The sequence below is a fragment of the Sphingobacterium sp. UBA5670 genome (assembly GCF_002420705.1).
Lineage (GTDB): Bacteria > Bacteroidota > Bacteroidia > Sphingobacteriales > Sphingobacteriaceae > Sphingobacterium.
Genome location: NZ_DIIM01000030.1, coordinates 32,174 through 50,635, shown reverse-complemented (window position 1 = coordinate 50,635; position 18,462 = coordinate 32,174). Strand labels below are relative to the sequence as shown.

The window sequence follows — 18,462 nt, the reverse complement described above, 5'->3', positions numbered from 1 at the left end:
TTTTTATATCATTTAGGCGATGTTTAGCCTCTGCTATTATAATTTGGAGCTTCCTTCGTAATGGAAATATTATGCGGATGTGATTCTCTCAATCCTGCTCCTGTAATACGTACAAATTGCGCTTGCTGCAATCTTTCAATTGTAGCAGCTCCACAGTAGCCCATTGAAGCACGTAATCCACCGATATATTGATAAACAACTTCTGCTAGTGTACCTTTATAAGGAACACGACCAACAATACCTTCTGGAACCAACTTTTTGATATCATCTTCTACATCTTGAAAATAACGGTCTTTAGAACCTTTCTCCATGGCTTCGATTGATCCCATTCCGCGGTAAGATTTAAACTTACGGCCTTCATAGATAATTGTTTCACCTGGAGCTTCTTCTACCCCAGCAAATAAAGAACCAGCCATGATTGTGCTTGCACCCGCTGCTATTGCTTTTGCAATATCACCAGTTTGCTTGATACCGCCGTCGGCGATCAATGGCACACCTGTTCCCTTCAATGCTTTAGCAACCTCATATACAGCGTACAGCTGCGGAACACCAACACCGGCAATGATCCGGGTTGTACAGATTGAACCTGGTCCGATACCTACTTTTACTGCATCTGCACCTGCTTCAGCCAAAGCTGTCGCCGCCGCACCTGTTGCAATATTTCCAACGATCACCTGCAACTCAGGAAAATGGGATTTAACCAATTTCAATTTATCGATAACACCTTTGGAGTGCCCGTGTGCTGTATCGATTGTCACTACATCAACACCCGCTTTTACTAGCGCTTCAACACGCTCCAATGTATCTGGTGTCACACCAACAGCAGCACCTACCAATAAACGGCCATGGCTATCTTTGGCCGCATTGGGGTAATGTTTATATTTTTGGATATCTTTAAAAGTAATTAACCCCTTCAAAATACCTTCGTTGTTAACCACAGGAAGTTTTTCAATTTTTTCGTTTTGAAGAATCTCTTCAGCCTTCACTAAATCCGTTCCTTCGGGAGCAACGACAAGATTATCTTTGGTCATCAATTCGTTGATTGGACGACTCATATCTTTCTGGAAACGAAGATCACGATTGGTCACAATACCTACCAATTGGCCTTTTTCGTTTACAACTGGAATCCCACCGATCTTATGCTCCTTCATAATGTTGAAGGCATCACCTACTGTTGCTGTTGCCAACAAGGTTACTGGATCCTGAATCATACCGCTCTCCGAACGTTTTACTTTGCGTACTTCAGCAGCTTGTTCTGCAATTGTCATGTTTTTATGTAACATACCAATACCGCCAGCTTGTGCAATCGCTATTGCTAAATCAGCACCAGTTACCGTATCCATTGCTGCAGAAACCAATGGAATATTTAATTTGATTTTTTTTGTTAGCGAAGTGCTCGTATCAACGTCACGGGGTAAAATTTCAGAATAAGCTGGAATTAATAAGACGTCGTCGTATGTGAGACCTTCTGCTACGAATTTTTGTGGATCTAATTGCATGGCAAATATGTATTGGGTTTTCTATTTGCCAGGCAAATTTAAGAAAAATAAGCAATAATAAAAAATAAAATATACAAATTACAATCAGGAGACAAATTAGAAACATTATGAATTAAACACAAACAGGTGGTATTGCTGGGGCATATTCATTTTTTGGCAAGCTATTTGCTTTTGTTGTAACACGAAAAGTTATTTTAATTAATAAAAATATAAAGATAAGATAATTATGAAAAAGACACTACTCTCATTAGCTGCTGTCGCAGCATTGGCATTTGGCGCACAGGAAGCGAAAGCTCAATCTCCATTTAGATCAGCGATAGGTGTTGTATTCGACGGTACAACAACTGACTTATGGGGTGTTCAATATAAGCAATCTTTTGGTGGCGCCAACATGGGACAAGCACAAGTGATGTTTGACGACCACGTTGTTGCTGTAGGTGCGGATTATCAATATGCAAGACCTTTCCAAGGCGTCAATGGTCTGGGATGGTATGCTGGTGTCGGTGCACAATTGACCTTTATTGACGTGGGTGATAACATCACAAACGTTGCTTTGCGTCCTCAATTAGGTTTAGAATTTAAAATTCCGGTTGCTCCAATTGCTTTCCATGCAGACTGGAAACCAGACTGGAGATTGAACCACAACAGTGATTTTGATGCGTCAACATTCTCGTTTGGCATCAAATACACGTTGAAATAGTATAAACAACTAAACAGTATAAAAGGTCCTTCTCTATTTGAGCAGGGCTTTTTTTTTTAAAGCATTTGCTTCTATTGGCCAGAAAGAACCTCCAGTTACCTTTCATAGCTATTATTGATTATTTAATCGTGCAGGTTTTTTATAAATAAAATCAATTAATATTTCTTTTTTTCTTCAATTCTCCTATTTTTATGCCATTGACCTGATTGGCGTAAATAAAACTTTTCATTCTACAAAAATTTTATACCTTTGCCATTCTTGGTAAAATGTGATTAAACGAGAACTAATTATCAATTACATAAACAGTATTTAACATTAAAATTAATACAATTATAACAGACGATGCAAGGTAAAGGGCTGATTAAACTTTTAGTGATAGTGGTGTCATTAGCGTGTCTATACTCCCTATCATTTACTTGGGTGACCCGCAATGTAGAGCGAGATGCAGAGAATTTTGCCAAAGGAGACTTGGCGAAAGAGAAGAGCTATCTAGACTCAATGGCAGGTGAAGTAGTGTACAATTTAGGTTTTGCAAAATACACCTATCGGGAAGCCAAAGCAAATGAACTCGCTTTGGGATTGGATTTGAAAGGTGGTATGAACGTGACCATGGAAATCTCATTGGACGAATTGATCCGCAATTTGGCCAACAATCCAAAAGATGAGAAATTTAACAAAGCGTTGGAGCAGGCAGTAGCAAAAAGCAAAACGAGTGCTAAAACAGTTGTTGCTTTGTTTATGGAAGAATACAAATCTATTGGTGCTACAACCCCACTTTCGACATTCTTTTCAACAAAAGATAATGCTACTCTAATTAAACCGGGCGATTCAGACTCCAAAGTGGAATCATTCCTTCAAAAAGAAGCAGACAATGCCATCCAAAACTCCTACAAAGTACTCCGTACGCGTATCGACAAATTTGGTGTTGCTTCTCCAAACATTCAAATTCAACAAGGTACAAACCGTATTTTGATCGAGTTACCTGGTGTAAAAGATGAAAGCCGTGTCCGTAACTTACTCCAAGGTTCTGCTAAATTGGAATTCTATGAGACGTATACGAACCAAGAAGTTTATCCAGTATTAGAAAATATCGACAAAACTTTAGCTGCAACGTTAAAAGCTGCTCCAGCAGCTACGACAAACGCTACTGCAGATACAAGCAAAAAATCAGATGATTTATTGTCTAACCTAACCGGTGGTAAAAAAGATGCTAAAAAAGACAGTGCTGCCGTAAATCTAGGTCAGAAAAACCCGTTATTTGAAATTTTAAGAGCAAACGCTTATCTAAACGAAAACCAGCAGCCAACACTTGGCCCAGGTCCATTAGTAGGAATTGCTTCGTTAAAAGATACAGCAAAAGTAAATGCGTATTTACAACGTCCTGAAGTAAAATCAATCCTTCCTGGAAATCTGAAACTTTTATGGGCTGTTAAACCTGAACAAAAAACACCTGAGCAACTATCTTTATATGCAATTAAAGGGTCCGGGCAAGACAATGGTGCTGTATTGACAGGAGATGTCATTACGGATGCAACAGCTAACTTTGATGAGAAAAATCAACCAGTGGTTGGTATGCAAATGAATAGCGAAGGTGCACGTGAATGGAAGAAAATTACAGCAAAAGCGGCTCAAAACAGAGATGCAATTGCCATCGTGCTTGATAATGTGGTTTACTCAGCTCCTTCCGTTAACGGTGAAATCCCGAATGGTAGTTCATCGATATCAGGTTCTTTCACTGTCGAAGATACCAAAGATTTGGCCAACGTATTGAAAGCTGGCCGTCTTCCAACGACTGCTAAAATTGTTGAAGAGGCTATTGTTGGTCCTACTTTAGGTCAAGCTGCAATCGATGCAGGTGTCAACTCGGCTGTTATCGGTATTATTGTGGTCATGATCTTTATGATCGCTTACTACAATACTGCAGGTATCGTGGCTAACATTGCGGTATTGTTAAACGTATTTATCATCATGGGGGTATTAGCCTCCCTAAATGCCGTTCTGACTTTACCTGGTATTGCGGGTATCGTATTAACAATGGGTACTGCGGTCGATGCGAACGTCTTGATCTATGAACGTATCCGTGAAGAACTGGGCTTAGGTAAATCGATCCGTCAGGCTGTTGCAGATGGTTACAAACATGCTTTACCTTCCATCCTGGATTCACAGATCACAACCTTCTTAATTGGTATTATCCTATTCTTATTTGGTAGTGGCCCAATCTTAGGTTTCGCAACAACGTTAATGGTGGGTATCATTACTTCCTTGTTTACTGCGATCTTAGTTACACGTGTTATCTTTGAATGGATGTTGGCAAAAGACTTCAAAATTAAAGTCTCTTTCCCTTGGTCCGCAAACACCTTGCATAATGCAAACTTTAAATTCGTTCAGAAACGTAAAATCTTTTATGCGATTTCAATTGTTGCGGTGTTAATTTCTGCTGCATCAATTTTCACCAAAGGATTTAGTTTAGGTGTGGATTTCCAAGGTGGACGTACTTATACTGTTCGTTATGACAAACCTGTGGACTTAGAATCTGTACGTACAAACTTGGATGATATCTTCAAGAAAACAACAGAGGTAAAAGTATTTGGCGCCTCCAACCAGCTTCGGATCACAACAACTTATCATATCGAAGAAACTTCGGACACTGCTGATAAAGAAGTATTGGACAAATTAAACCAAGGTCTATCGAAAGTAGATGCTTCCAATAAACATGAGATCCTTTCATCTCAAAAAGTTGGACCAAGTATCGCTACAGACATCAAATCTAGAGCAACCAGCTCAGCAATTTTCTCGATCATCATTGTTGCAGCTTACATCTTGATTCGTTTCCACAAATGGGAATATTCAGTTGGAGCAGCTATTGCAACAATTCACGATGCGATTATTTTATTGGGATTATTCTCTATCTTGGATGGCATTGTACCATTCTCGCTTGATATTGACCAACACTTTGTGGCTGCGATATTAACGGTAATAGCTTACTCGGTGAATGATACGGTGGTTGTATTCGACCGCTTGAGAGAATTCGTATCGAAACCAAATGCACATAACGAAGATCTTGGCGATGTCGTAAATCATGCGATCAACTCTACGTTAAGTAGGACGATCATTACTTCATTGACAATCGTATTCGTTCTTGCAGTATTGTTTATTTTCGGTGGTGAGGTTATCCGTGGATTCTCATTCGCGATCTTAATCGGTGTTATCGTAGGTACTTATTCGTCGATTATCTTAGCGGCACCTTCGGTATATGACTTACGTAAAGGAAAGCATTTAGCAGAAGGTAATACGGCTAAAAAAGCTGAGGTTGTAAGACCATAACAGCTGATATTTATAACATAAAAGAGGGCGTTCGAATGAACGCCCTTTTTTTATTGCATTCAAATTACTTGTCACACTAAATATTTTAAATATATTTGTTGTACTAAATATTTGTATGCTAAACGAAAAATTTGACCGCTACTCATTCATCTTGGACCAAACGGCCAAGAAAGTAAAACAGTTCGCTCAGTCTTCCTTTGCGGAAAAAGGATTTGATATTACTGTAGACCAATGGACCATCTTAAAGGCCTTATACGAAACGGATCAACTTTCACAAAAAGAACTGGCAAAACGCTGCGGAAAAGACCAGCCCACACTGACACGGATTGTTGATATTCTTCTTAAAAAAAATCTGGCTGAACGGGTCATTGACGAAACAGACCGACGGAGTCTCTACCTTCATTTAACGGAAGAAGGCAAATTAAAAGTAGCATCGCTTTCTCCGATTGTTGCCGAGATTCGCATGAAGGCTTGGGAAAATCTAGCAGACGAAGATTTCGAAGCTTTTACACGGATTTTGAACACGATATATAACAATTTAAACATCGAATAGCTATGATAAATACTGATATCTGTATCATCGGCGCAGGACCTGTTGGCTTATTTGCAGTTTTCGAAGCGGGGCTTTTAAAAATGCGCTGCCATCTGATCGATGTGCTGCCCCAGGTGGGCGGCCAGCTTTCGGAGATCTATCCTCACAAGCCTATCTACGACATTCCTGGTTATCCAAGTATCACTGCACAGGAATTGATCGATAAACAGCTTGAACAGATTAAACCCTTCGATCCCACATTTACCTTAGGTGAGCGTGTGGAATATATTGCAAAACAGGACGACGGCTCTTTTATTGTAAGAACCAATGATAATACGATTGTCCACACCCAAGTCATTGTCATCGCTGGGGGCTTAGGCTGTTTTGAACCACGCAAGCCCGAAATCCCGAATCTTCATCTCTTTGAAGGAAAAGGTGTAGACTATATGGTAAAAGATCCCGCCAAGTACCGGGATAAAAAAATTGTCATTGCCGGTGGCGGAGACTCGGCTCTTGACTGGACCTTTCATCTTGCAGATATTGCGCAACAGGTTACCTTAATCCACCGAAGTGATTCCTTTAGAGGCGCTCCAGACTCTGCGGAGAAAGTATTCAAATTGGCCCAACAGGGTAAGATCAATCTATTGCTGTCCCACAGTCTGACCAATATTCATGGCAATGGCAGTTTGTCCCATGTTGAAACAACAAATAAAGACAAGGAAGTCGTCGCGACAGATGCGGACTATTTTATCCCCTTATATGGCCTTACGCCTAAGCTCGGTCCCATTGCAGATTGGGGATTGCAAATTGATAAAAACGCTATAGAGGTCAACACTTTTGATTACTCGACCAATATAGAACGTATTTACGCGATAGGTGACATTAATACCTATCCCGGCAAATTAAAGCTCATCCTGTGCGGTTATCATGAAGCGGCCTTAATGTGTCAGAGTGCGTTCAAATTTGTTTATCCAGATCAAAAACTGACATTCAAGTACACCACTGTAAACGGTATAAATACATTCTAACCATGGAAGATAATCTAATTCACGTTACTGTCATTGATCGTGATGGTACCCAAAATGTACTGGAGGTGCCCACCGATATCAATCTTTCACTTATGGAGATTTTAAAGGCATCCGAATACGAGATATTGGCTACTTGTGGCGGTATGGCCTTATGTGCTACCTGTCATGTTGAGGTCGTCGAAGGCCTGGAAACACTTCCTTCGCCGAGTGATCAGGAGCTCGACATGCTGGACACGCTTCCTGATGCCGATGATCAAAGTCGACTTGCCTGTCAGCTTCATCTGCAAAACAGCAACAACGGCATGAAAATCAAGATCAAAGGGGCGCTGCAATAGTCTCATCATTGTGTATAAAATACACAATGATGAGACCGCAAATAGTTTTTTTTTAATTGCCCTACAGGACACATAAAAGACTAAAAATCAAAAGACTACAAAACATCTTATTGAAAGAATCGGCCTTTTAACAATAAAATTCACAACATATCGGCACAATAAATAAATATTTTTTAGCTTTTTGAGTCAAAATTTAAGATATTTGCAGCTTAATTCGATTGTACCGAATTTTTACAACAAACTATTAAAAATATGCCAAGCAATAGTTCAAATAAAAAATTCCCAAGAGTAATCATTATTGGTGCTGGATTTGGAGGAATTGAAGTTGCTAAAAAGCTTAAAAATAAGGAGGTTGAAGTTCTGTTGCTGGACAGAAACAACTTTCATACTTTTCAACCATTAATGTACCAAGTTGCCACGGGTACTCTTTCAGCGGACTCTATTTCCTTCCCTGTTCGCAAAATGTTCAAAGGCCAAGACAACTTTCATTTTAGACTTGCTGACGTAAAAAGCGTAGACAACGAGGCTAAAATTGTAAGAACGGATGTTGGCGATTTTGACTACGATTATTTAATTGTTGCAACAGGTGCTACCACGAACTTCTTCGGGAATCAGCAAATCACGAAATATGCTTTGCCGATGAAAAACATACAAGAAGCATTGAATATTCGAAGCTATGTTTTACAGAACCTTGAAGAGGCCGTACGAATAGAAAACCCTGCTGACCGTAAGGCTAATTTGAACTTTGTCATTGTTGGAGGTGGTCCAACTGGTGTAGAACTTTCTGGTGCAATCGCAGAAATCAAAAACAATGTTCTTGAGAAAGATTATCCGGAACTGAAAAAATCTGAGATGTCGGTTTACCTGGTCGAAGGACTTCCAAAAGTACTGGCCAACTTATCCGAAAAATCTTCTAAAGATTCAGAAAAGTACCTCAAAGATTTAGGTGTAGAAGTACTATTGAATGTTCAGGTAACAGGCTATGATGGTAATTCGATTACATTCGCCGATGGTAGAAGTATCGAAACAAAAACAGTTATCTGGGGAGCAGGTGTAGCTGGGCAATATCCAAATGGTTTCAAAAAAGAGATTATCCAACGAGGTAACCGTATACAGACAGACGATCAATGTCGTGTTATCGATATGCCAGGTGTCTATGCAATTGGTGATGTGTCGGCATTTATCACAGATGATCTTCCGCGCGGCTTGCCAGGTGTTGCACCAGTAGCTCAACAACAAGGAGCTTATGTTGCAAAACACATTCTTCAGACAATGTCCAATCAACCAACAGAAAAATTCAATTATTTTGACAAAGGCTCTATGGCTACTGTAGGTCGTAACAAAGCTGTTGTTGATATGGGAAAAATCCATTTTAATGGCTTCTTTGGCTGGATGACATGGATGTTTGTCCACTTAATGTCCATTTATGGATTCAGAAATAAATTGATCACCTTTGTCAACTGGTCGATCAAATTCTTCACCAAAAATAGTGGTGTACGTTTGATTTTCCACAAATATGATGAACCGACTCCGGAAAAGGAGCAGGCAGAAACAGCCCAATAATTTACTATTAGGTTTAACTAAGATATCTCTATAATCCGCGCAGCGCCATGATCCCAAAGGATTATGGCGCTGTTTTTTTTCTTTATTTAATCGACTTACTACGTTTATTCTACCTACCGCCAATGCGATCAGAAAGACAGGCTTAATTCTTATTTGACAATGCATCCAATTAAAAATAACTTCACTTAGGACGTAAGAATTACAGATTATATTCGTTAAATTTAAGGACAGTTTTTTCCAGATCGAATTTACTTTCAGAATGTAGTTTTTTTTGATGTATAACCTCAAAAAGATTAATTTTTTTTGTGTAGGTTTGCATATTATTTTAAAATAGCTTAAGGATTAGCAGATGGGCTTATTTAATTGGTTTACGCAAGAAGTTGCGATTGACTTGGGTACTGCAAATACCCTAATAATTCATAATGACAAAGTAGTAGTGGATGAACCTTCTATTGTTGCATTTGACCGCACCACAAACAAAGTGATTGCCATTGGTCGTCAGGCCATGCAAATGGAGGGTAAAACACACGACAATATAAAGACTGTACGTCCTTTACGTGACGGAGTAATCGCCGATTTTACAGCAGCTGAACACCTGATCAGAGGGATGGTAAAATTGGTAAACAATGGTAAAAGCTGGTTTTTCCCTTCCCTACGTATGGTTGTCTGTATTCCTTCCGGCATTACAGAGGTAGAGAAAAGAGCGGTACGCGACTCTGCGGAAATTGCTGGTGCTAAGGAAGTTTATTTAATTCATGAGCCTATGGCTGCTGCCGTTGGTATCGGTATTGACGTGGAAGAGCCAATGGGTAATATGATTATCGATATTGGTGGTGGTACAACCGAAATCGCTGTCATCGCTTTATCGGGTATCGTATGCGACCAGTCTATTCGTGTTGCAGGAGATAACTTCGACTCTGATATCGTACAATACATCAGAAGACAACATAACATCATGATCGGTGAACGTACGGCTGAAAAAATCAAAATTGAAGTCGGCGCTGCACTTCCTGAGCTCCAGGAACCACCGGCAGATTTTGCTGTTCAAGGCCGGGATCTGATGACAGGCGTTCCGAAACAAATTACTGTTTCTTATACAGAGATTGCGCATTGTCTAGATAAGTCCATTTCAAAAATTGAAGAGGCGATCTTAAAAGCACTTGAAATCACGCCACCAGAATTATCAGCGGATATTTATCAAACAGGTATTTACCTGACAGGTGGTGGTGCATTATTACGTGGCTTGGACCGTCGTATACAGGCAAAAACAAAACTTCCAGTGCATATTGCCGAAGATCCATTACGCGCTGTCGTAAGGGGAACCGGTATTGCGCTTAAAAATATTGGACGATTTAAATTCTTGATGCAATCATAACCGTTCAATAATTAATAACAATATTTTATTAAAGAGCGATATAATAAGCAAAATTATTATATCGCTTGCTTATTAAATACCCACATTAAAAAATGAGAAACCTTTGGTTATTCCTAAGACGATATAATGCATTCTTTTGGTTTATCCTATTTTTTGGATTCTCGTTATTTTTGGTGATCACCAACAATTCTTTCCAACGTAATTCTGTTTTAAATTCTTCAAATAGCATCATCGGAGGCCTTTATGCGAAAGTCAATTCCTGGAAAAGTTACCTGCACCTCGGAGAGACCAATGATGCCCTTGCAAAGGAAAATGCACAACTAAGAAAAGACTTACAAGCCTATCGTTCAACAGACAGCATCAAGATCGGCCCTGTCCCCGCGATTGACAGCAGTGAGTTTGGTCGTTACGAATTTATTATTGCAAATGTCATCAACAATAGCATTCACCAAAAAGCAAATACGATAACACTCGATAAAGGCAGTAAAGATGGTATTGAGCGAGGAATGGGTGTAATCGCTCCCAACGGAGTTGTCGGTATTGTATTGAATGTTTCACCGAACTTTTCGACGGTCCAATCCCTATTGCATCCAGATACCCGTATCTCTGTCACACTTGGTCATACCGAAGTTTTTGGCTCATTAGTATGGGGCAACAGCATGGATTACCGCGCCGCGATGGTCAAGGAAATTCCAAACCACATCAAGGTCAATAAAGGCGACAAAGTATATACCTCTGGGTACTCGGGGCATTTTCCGAAAGGAATTTTTGTTGGAACGGTCATTCAGACAGGTATTTCTTCTGGAGATGCTTTTTTGGATCTTAGGATATTACTAAGCACCAACTTCTCCAACTTACAGCATGTGTATGTTGTAAAAGACCTGTTAAGCAAAGAATTAAAGACATTAGAAGAATCGACAAAGGACAATGGCTAGGATTTTAATATTTAATATTATTCGATTTATCGTTTTGATAGGAATGCAGGTTTTCCTATTTCAGAATATCGGTTATTATAATCTTGTTGCTGCATTTCCTTACATCTTATTTATTTTTTTACTTCCGACAGGAACACCCAATTTCCTGGTGTATTTGATCGCATTTCTAACTGGACTTACCGTAGATTCATTTTACGATACCCTGGGAGTGAATACGGCTGCTTGCGTCGCATTGGCTGCCTTCCGTATTTTCTTCATGCAGATTACACTTGAAGTGGAAGAACGCGAATCTTTTTTTACCCCAATGCTGGGCTTTATGAATATTCGCTGGTTCTTTTCCTACATCTTTTTTGGAACATTGATTCATCATACATTTTTGTATCTGCTGGAATCTTTTTCCTTCCAACACATCCAATACACCTTATTGAGTATAGTTTTAAGTTGTATATTTACAGTAATTATCATGCTATTATTTAGCATATTATTCTACAAAAAGAAAGATCGGTTGTAGTAGATCGATGGATAGAAATTCATTTCTATGAACAGTTTTTTTGCTCGTAAGTACGTCGTTTCTGGAATCTTTATTGCCATCACGCTGACCTTGGTGGCACGCTTATTTTATTTGCAGATCATAGACGATTCCTATATACATTCCGCAAACAGCAATGTGATGCGCAAGGTCATCGTTTACCCTGCCAGAGGGGTTATACTGGACCGAAAAGGAAAAGTGCTGGTTCAGAATGAACCGGTATACGACCTCATGGTTACGCCACGTGAGGTGAAAGAAATCGATACTGCTTTGTTTTGCAAATTGATAGATATTGACAAGGAAGGCTTTATCAAACGTATGGAAAAAGCCAGGGTGCATTCGCCCTACCGTGCGTCGATTTTCGAAAAACAACTTTCGGTAAGAACATGGGCTCAATACCAGGAATACCAATATCAATTTCGTGGTTTCTATGTTCAAAAAAGAACAATCAGAAGCTACCCAGACAGTATAGCTGCTCAATTTTTGGGATATGTGAGTGAGGTAAATGAAAAGGATATTGAACGCTCCAATGGATTTTATCGAAGCGGTGACTATATTGGCCGAAGCGGGGTGGAACGTTCCTACGAAGACCTCATTCGTGGAAAACGTGGTGTTAACAATTTGATGGTTGATGCACTAAACCGACCTAAGGGTGTATTTATGGAGGGGAAATACGACACACTCGCTGTTGCAGGGGAAGGGCTGGTTTCCTCATTGGATAAAGACCTTCAAATTCTAGGGGAAAACCTGATGAAAAATAAATTGGGATCCATTGTCGCTATCGAACCTGCAACGGGTGAAATCTTGGCCTATGTAAGTAGTCCAAGCTATAATCCAAACATGATGGTCGGTAGACAGTCTGGAAATAATTATATGAAGTTACTGGAGGATAAAACAACAAATCCTTTGTTTAACCGGCCTATTCAAGCTTCTTACCCGCCGGGATCGGTATTTAAAGTTGTTTCGGCTTTGACTGCCCAACAAGCGGGTGTGATTGATCGCAATACGGTATTTTTCTGTCCACATGGATATAGTTATGGCGGTGGACGCGGCTGGATGGGATGTACACACTATCATGGCTCAACGACCTTACAGCGATCCGTAGCTGTATCGTGTAATACCTATTATGGATTTACCTATGCTAAAATGATCGACGGACGTGGACTGTCCGGACCTAAAGCTTACGATCTATGGCGCAATGCAGTGACACAGTTTGGAATTGGCCATAAATTGGGCATCGATCTACCAGGCGAAAAACCGGGTTTATTACCGACATCAGATTTTTATACCAAACGATATGGTAATGATAAATGGCGTTCAAGTTTCAACATCTCCTTATCTATCGGACAAGGGGAGATGGGTATAACACCATTACAAATGGCTAATATCATGGCTATCGTTGCCAATAAAGGTTTCTATTATAGACCCCACTTGATCAAAGGTATTGGTGCGCAGAAAATTACCAAGAAGGAATTCACGGAAAAAATCAGTGCCGGTGTCGATGAGAAATATTACCCAGTTGTCATTCAAGGAATGAGTGATGCTGTCAATACACCGGAAGGTACTGCCTGGGCCAATCGTATTCCTGGCATCGAAATGTGTGGAAAAACAGGTACAGCACAAAACCCCCATGGTGAAAACCACGCCGTTTTCTTTGCCTTTGCGCCGCGAGAAAACCCCAAAATTGCTATTGCTGTCTTTGTTGAAAATGCGGGTTACGGTGGAACCTGGGCAGGACCTATTGCAAGTATGATGGTCGAAAAATACCTCAAGGACACCATAACTGCTCCAAAATATATTCAGGACCGCATTTATAAAGCGAATTTTCTTCCTGCGCCTAAAAAAGTGGTCGATCCAAAAGTTAAAGATGTAAAAAAGGCTGATTCGGTCAAATCAAAAACGGACACGTTAAAATCAAAACGCCAACTGGCTGCTTTAACGAAACCAAAAGAAACAATTGTTCACCATAGCGAGATAAAGAGAAGATATGAATAATCAAAAAACTAGTTTCTTTGGAAAGATAGACTGGCTAACCATCACGCTTTGGCTTGCACTATGTTTAATTGGCCTATTCAATATCCGCGCAGCTGTGTTTAATCCTGAAATGCCCAATTTCTTTACCTTAGGGACAAATTATGGAAAACAGTCTTTATATCTTGTTTCCGCAATTATTCTAGGGGTATCCATTCTGATCATCGATGCTAAGTTTTTCAGTTCCGCCTCACCGATATTTTATGGTATAACGGCTGTATTGCTTGTCATCGTACTCGTTGTAGGACGAAATGTCGGCGGAAATCAGGCCTGGATTGACTTAGGCTTTTTCCGCTTACAACCTTCGGAATTTGCTAAGCTTTCGACCTGCCTTCTTTTGGCTAACTTTTTAAGTTCTCAAAGTAATAAAGCGCCCACCATGCAAACACTGGCAATGGGGGCCGGTATTGTCTTATTCCCTGTATTTTTGGTTATGTTACAACCCGATACGGGATCTGCCCTTGCCTTCTTCTCGTTGATTTTTGTCTTTTACCGTGAGGGCTACGTAAATAATGAGCTACTTATATTTGGCGGTCTCTGCATTTTACTTTTTGTCCTTGCTTTATTGGTCAACCCATGGATACTTATCTTGATTTTGGCATTGCTCATTGGCCTTGTCATGTGGAACTACCGCAAGAGAAGGAAATACATTATTAATTTGAGTATACTTTTTGCAGCCTGCGCTGTATTTGTTCTCTGTGTGGACTTGGTCTATGAACATGTGCTACAACCCCATCAACGCGACCGTATTGACATTATCCTGGGTAAAATGGAAGACCCCAAAGGCAAAGGATATAATTTGAATCAGTCGAAGATTGCCATTGGATCGGGGCAGCTTCTAGGCAAAGGTTACTTACAGGGAACCCAAACGAAATACAATTTTGTGCCTGAGCAGAGCACGGACTTTATTTTCTGTACCGTTGGAGAAGAGTGGGGCTTTGTTGGATCGGTTACCTTATTACTTATCTATCTCACCTTACTGCTACGCATTATTCATATCGCCGAACGACAGCGTTCAGCCTTCGCCAGGATATATGCATACGGTGTAGCGTCCATCCTCTTTTTTCACTTATTTATCAATATCGGTATGACAATAGGTATTGTTCCGGTTATCGGGATTCCACTACCCTTTATCAGCTATGGTGGCTCATCTTTATGGAGCTTCACCATTTTGCTGTTCATCATGCTTAAATTTGATTCAAATAGAAAAGGAGTTGTTTAAAAACGACTCCTTTTCTATTTAAAAATTATCTAGTTCTTCTCAACTCTTTTACTGCACCAATTGAGAAAAATCAACATCTCCCCCGCATGACACAGAGAAACTGTCAAATACGCTGCAAAACGAGCTGTATAGCCTTATCAACAACTTCTTCAGGTGTGGAAGAAAACCGACCATCGACCCTACTTGCCAAGATCGCATTGATGGATAAAGCTTGATGTCCAAACATGTTAGCCAATGCATAAATACCAGCTGTTTCCATTTCCAGGTTGGTGAAACGCTGACCTTTATATCTAAAAGAATTAACTAGGTCAATAAAATTAGGAACTGTATTCTTTGAGCGAACACAGCGTCCCTGGGGAGCATAAAATCCGGGCGCAGTCAATGTAACTCCTTTCGGTAAATCAAAGGCGACCCGATCCAGAAGGCTTGTGCCAGCTTTCGAAACGTAAGGCTTCAGATTTAATGCGGAAAAATAGTTGGCTAGTTCTGCCTGAAACGTCTGCTCCTCGCCATCGTAAGATCCCTGATAATAGTTCATCAATGCATCAAGTCCTACTCCGTAAGCGGACGCTAAAATAGTTCCCATCTCGATATCTTGCTGCACAGCTCCAGAAGTCCCAATTCGAACGATATCCAATGAAGTCAATGCAGGTTTAACGGTTCTGTTTGCAAAATCAATATTGACCAGCGCATCCAGTTCATTAAATACAATATCGATATTATCGGTACCAATACCTGTTGAAATTACGGTAAGCCGTTTATTGCCAAGATATCCGGTATGCGTAATAAATTCACGTTTTCCTTTCTTGAGTTCAATACGGTCGAAGTATTTTGACACCTTCGCAACACGATCTGGATCACCCACCGTAATTACGGTACTTGCCAGATCCTCTGGCAATAAATTCAGATGGTATATACTGCCATCTGCGTTTAAAATCAATTCCGATTCGTTAATCATATGGTGTACAAATAAGTTAACTGACAGCCTTCTATTTTGGAAAATCGGTCTACAATTCGATTAACTTGCATTTTCCGGACCCCAAACTCCAAATAACACTGATTGTCGAATTCCTGTTTTTCAACTTCCACCCCTTCTTCCTTAATTATCCGCATGACATCATTCATATGGAGGTAGTCAAAGGTAATCCCGTAGTGGTCATTAACTGTCCGTTCTATAATTTCTGCCTGGGCCAAAGCATCTTGAGTTGCTGATTTGTAAGCATTGATTAACCCCGGAACTCCCAACAATGTTCCCCCGAAGTATCGAACGACAATTACGATAATGTTAGTCACGTCCATAGACAGGAGCACATTCAAAATAGGCCGGCCTGCTGTGCCAGAAGGCTCGCCATCATCATTGACACGAAACAACGCCCGATCGACTGTCAGACGATAAGCCCAGCAATGATGTCTCGCTTTCGGATGAATGGCTTTCACTTCTAAAATAAGATCTTTCAATTGGTCCTCGGATTTAAAAGGAAAGGCATAAGCAATAAACTTACTTCCTTTATCCCTAAAAATCCCTTCATATTTGACATCAATAGTCCGATAAGTATCTTCAAATAAACTCATAGATAAGCTATGATTAAAACTGAAACAATGGAAAGTGCTATACCAAGATAATTCAATAGCGATAGCCTTTCCTTAAAAAATAAGACGCCAATTAAAGCGCCTAAGGAAATCACACCGATGTTCATACCAGTAAACACAACAGACGGGTTTTCTGGCAAGGCCCGATGTGCTTTCATATAGAATAGAATATTACAAAAATTGAATACCCCCAAAACCAATCCATATCCTACAGCTTTTCGCGAAAAACTTTGCTTTTCAACGAAAAGAAAATAGAACAGCAATAACGTGGCAACAAACATCGCCATCACAAAGATAATAAACATGGAACTGATATAGGGTATATTGACATGCAGAGCGACTTGTTTAAAAAGAATATCTATAATCCCCATACCAACAAATACCAACAAGGGATAACGCATTTTATAACGACCATCTTTCGTCCCCTCATCATTCTGGCTTTTCTGCCAGCCAATCGAACATAAAATTGCCAATAAACCAATAGATATCCCCAGCATTTTATGTTCTTCCATCTTTTCATGAAACAAGAAAAAAGATGCAAGCAGCGGTATAAATAAAGATAAGCGCTGTGCGACTTCTGTCTTGACCAAACCACTGTACCGAATAGACAAAGCGATGAAAACAAACATTCCCGGGAGCAGTATCGCAAGGGTTGTATACAATGTAACCGGCATCGTATCCCATTCCAGCAATTTTAAGTCAGGTTGCAATACAAAATAGGTCAATGCAACGGCTGCGGGATAATTCCAAACGATAACTTGTTTGGTTTCAACTCCATTTTGTTTAGCCAATTTCAATAGTACAGCTACGGTCACACTACAGATGACACTTAATAAGACAAAAATCATTCTTCAAAATCTATTTATTTCCAGAGTCCACGTTTTTCCCGGCGGGCCTGGCGTTCCAATTTCACAAATAAATCCGCATACTGCACATTCGGTGCTAAAGTATAAGATACCGCGTAGCCTTGCTCGACCAGATCCCGATTGACAAATTTATTTCCAAGATACACATAAGCAAGAAGCCTTCCATATCGATCGCGTTTTCCCACATCAAACACAAGCTTGACCTGTTTCCCATTCAGCATCGAAGTTAGGTATTGTTTTGCCTCTTGGCCGTAATAACCTATTTCTTTGCGTGGCGTCCTTCTTGTTTCAGGCGCGTCTATTCCTATTAACCTTACTTTTTCTCCTTTTGAAGTGCCATTTTCAATCACAAAGGTATCCCCGTCGATCACCCGTTTTACCTTCGCCCCTTTTTCCTCCCCTTTGAAATTTAAAGCCGTCGATAGTAGAAAAACCACACCAACACATCCATAAAAATTAATTCGCTTTAGCATAAATCCAGAATTTGGTCAAAGGTAGTAAAATACTTTTTCAACAAAACAGCAAAAAAAAGAGTAAATATTAACAATAAAAACACGTATTTTTAACATAAAAAACAGCAAAAAAAACACCATAAAATCAAGCTATTTTAACCAATAAAAAACAGTAAAATAAAAGCCATTTAACACGAATAAAAAGCAGAAATAAACACACAAAACATTAAAAACAAACATTATAAAGCAATAAACGTATAATAAAATCAAAAAAATACCTCACAAAAAAGTTTATAAAAAACACTAAAAAAACAATATAAAAACACTTAAATAAACACCATAATATCAATAAAAAAATATTTTTTTCTTTGATATTTCAAAAACATTCGTACATTTGAAATGTCAAACAACAACAGGATGAACAGAACATATACATATTTCTATTTTAACTTCTTTTATTTTAAAAATAAGAGCCGGGATT

16 protein-coding genes are annotated in these 18,462 nt (G+C 39.6%); 11 read left to right on the top strand and 5 right to left on the bottom strand.

The genetic code is table 11. The annotated features are described in order from the left end of the window. Positions 1-23 precede the first annotated feature (23 nt). Positions 24-1,499 (bottom strand): IMP dehydrogenase, encoded by a 1,476-nt coding sequence (gene guaB, locus B3C94_RS22365; RefSeq protein WP_293907971.1) that lies wholly within the window; start codon positions 1,497-1,499, stop codon positions 24-26. Positions 1,500-1,725: 226 nt separating this feature from the next. Between guaB and B3C94_RS22360 the strand changes: the two genes are divergently transcribed. The 11 genes from B3C94_RS22360 to rodA all read left to right on the top strand — a co-directional run bounded on the left by B3C94_RS22360 (position 1,726) and on the right by rodA (position 15,073). Further along, positions 1,726-2,199 carry a hypothetical protein gene (locus tag B3C94_RS22360; protein ID WP_070565992.1) on the top strand — a complete coding sequence of 158 codons (474 nt, stop codon included), beginning with the start codon at positions 1,726-1,728 and terminating at the stop codon, positions 2,197-2,199. Between the two features lie 342 nt (positions 2,200-2,541). After that, complete coding sequence (gene secDF / locus B3C94_RS22355) at positions 2,542-5,523, top strand: protein translocase subunit SecDF (protein WP_293907968.1); 2,982 nt, start codon at positions 2,542-2,544, stop codon at positions 5,521-5,523. A gap of 115 nt (positions 5,524-5,638) precedes the next feature. Beyond that, complete coding sequence (locus B3C94_RS22350; protein ID WP_293907966.1) at positions 5,639-6,076, top strand: MarR family winged helix-turn-helix transcriptional regulator; 438 nt, start codon at positions 5,639-5,641, stop codon at positions 6,074-6,076. 2 nt (positions 6,077-6,078) lie between these two features. Then, the gene (locus tag B3C94_RS22345; RefSeq protein WP_293907964.1) at positions 6,079-7,083 is read left to right on the top strand and encodes an NAD(P)/FAD-dependent oxidoreductase; all 1,005 of its coding nucleotides are present in this window, start codon (positions 6,079-6,081) and stop codon (positions 7,081-7,083) included. 2 nt (positions 7,084-7,085) lie between these two features. Next, entirely contained in the window at positions 7,086-7,418 is a 333-nt protein-coding gene (locus tag B3C94_RS22340; protein ID WP_293907962.1) for a 2Fe-2S iron-sulfur cluster-binding protein, read from the top strand. 252 nt (positions 7,419-7,670) lie between these two features. Then, on the top strand, positions 7,671-8,981 hold the full coding sequence (locus tag B3C94_RS22335) for an NAD(P)/FAD-dependent oxidoreductase (protein WP_293907960.1): 1,311 nt from the start codon (positions 7,671-7,673) through the stop codon (positions 8,979-8,981). Between the two features lie 349 nt (positions 8,982-9,330). Then, positions 9,331-10,356 carry a rod shape-determining protein gene (locus B3C94_RS22330; RefSeq protein WP_046671815.1) on the top strand — a complete coding sequence of 342 codons (1,026 nt, stop codon included), beginning with the start codon at positions 9,331-9,333 and terminating at the stop codon, positions 10,354-10,356. Positions 10,357-10,448: 92 nt separating this feature from the next. After that, positions 10,449-11,291 carry a rod shape-determining protein MreC gene (gene mreC / locus B3C94_RS22325; protein WP_293907958.1) on the top strand — a complete coding sequence of 281 codons (843 nt, stop codon included), beginning with the start codon at positions 10,449-10,451 and terminating at the stop codon, positions 11,289-11,291. Then, positions 11,284-11,802, top strand: coding sequence for a rod shape-determining protein MreD (locus B3C94_RS22320; protein WP_293907956.1), 519 nt, complete (start codon positions 11,284-11,286; stop codon positions 11,800-11,802). Before mreC ends, B3C94_RS22320 begins: the two co-directional genes overlap by 8 nt. A 27-nt stretch (positions 11,803-11,829) precedes the next feature. Beyond that, positions 11,830-13,815, top strand: coding sequence for a penicillin-binding protein 2 (mrdA, locus tag B3C94_RS22315; RefSeq protein ID WP_293907953.1), 1,986 nt, complete (start codon positions 11,830-11,832; stop codon positions 13,813-13,815). Continuing rightward, positions 13,808-15,073 carry a rod shape-determining protein RodA gene (rodA, locus tag B3C94_RS22310; RefSeq protein WP_293907951.1) on the top strand — a complete coding sequence of 422 codons (1,266 nt, stop codon included), beginning with the start codon at positions 13,808-13,810 and terminating at the stop codon, positions 15,071-15,073. Before mrdA ends, rodA begins: the two co-directional genes overlap by 8 nt. A gap of 103 nt (positions 15,074-15,176) precedes the next feature. Here the strand turns inward: rodA and B3C94_RS22305 are convergent, their stop codons facing one another. From B3C94_RS22305 to B3C94_RS22290, 4 genes are read right to left on the bottom strand one after another with little or no spacing between them, the layout of a single operon-like run. Next, positions 15,177-16,031 (bottom strand): nucleoside phosphorylase, encoded by an 855-nt coding sequence (locus B3C94_RS22305; RefSeq protein WP_293907949.1) that lies wholly within the window; start codon positions 16,029-16,031, stop codon positions 15,177-15,179. Next, positions 16,028-16,645, bottom strand: coding sequence for an IMPACT family protein (locus tag B3C94_RS22300; protein ID WP_293907947.1), 618 nt, complete (start codon positions 16,643-16,645; stop codon positions 16,028-16,030). The genes B3C94_RS22305 and B3C94_RS22300 overlap by 4 nt, the downstream gene beginning before the upstream one ends. Next, positions 16,642-17,511: an EamA family transporter gene (locus tag B3C94_RS22295; protein ID WP_293907945.1), complete on the bottom strand. Its 870-nt coding sequence runs from the start codon at positions 17,509-17,511 to the stop codon at positions 16,642-16,644. The genes B3C94_RS22300 and B3C94_RS22295 overlap by 4 nt, the downstream gene beginning before the upstream one ends. A gap of 14 nt (positions 17,512-17,525) precedes the next feature. Beyond that, positions 17,526-18,002 (bottom strand): thermonuclease family protein, encoded by a 477-nt coding sequence (locus tag B3C94_RS22290; RefSeq protein ID WP_293907943.1) that lies wholly within the window; start codon positions 18,000-18,002, stop codon positions 17,526-17,528. Between the last annotated feature and the right edge of the window lie 460 nt (positions 18,003-18,462).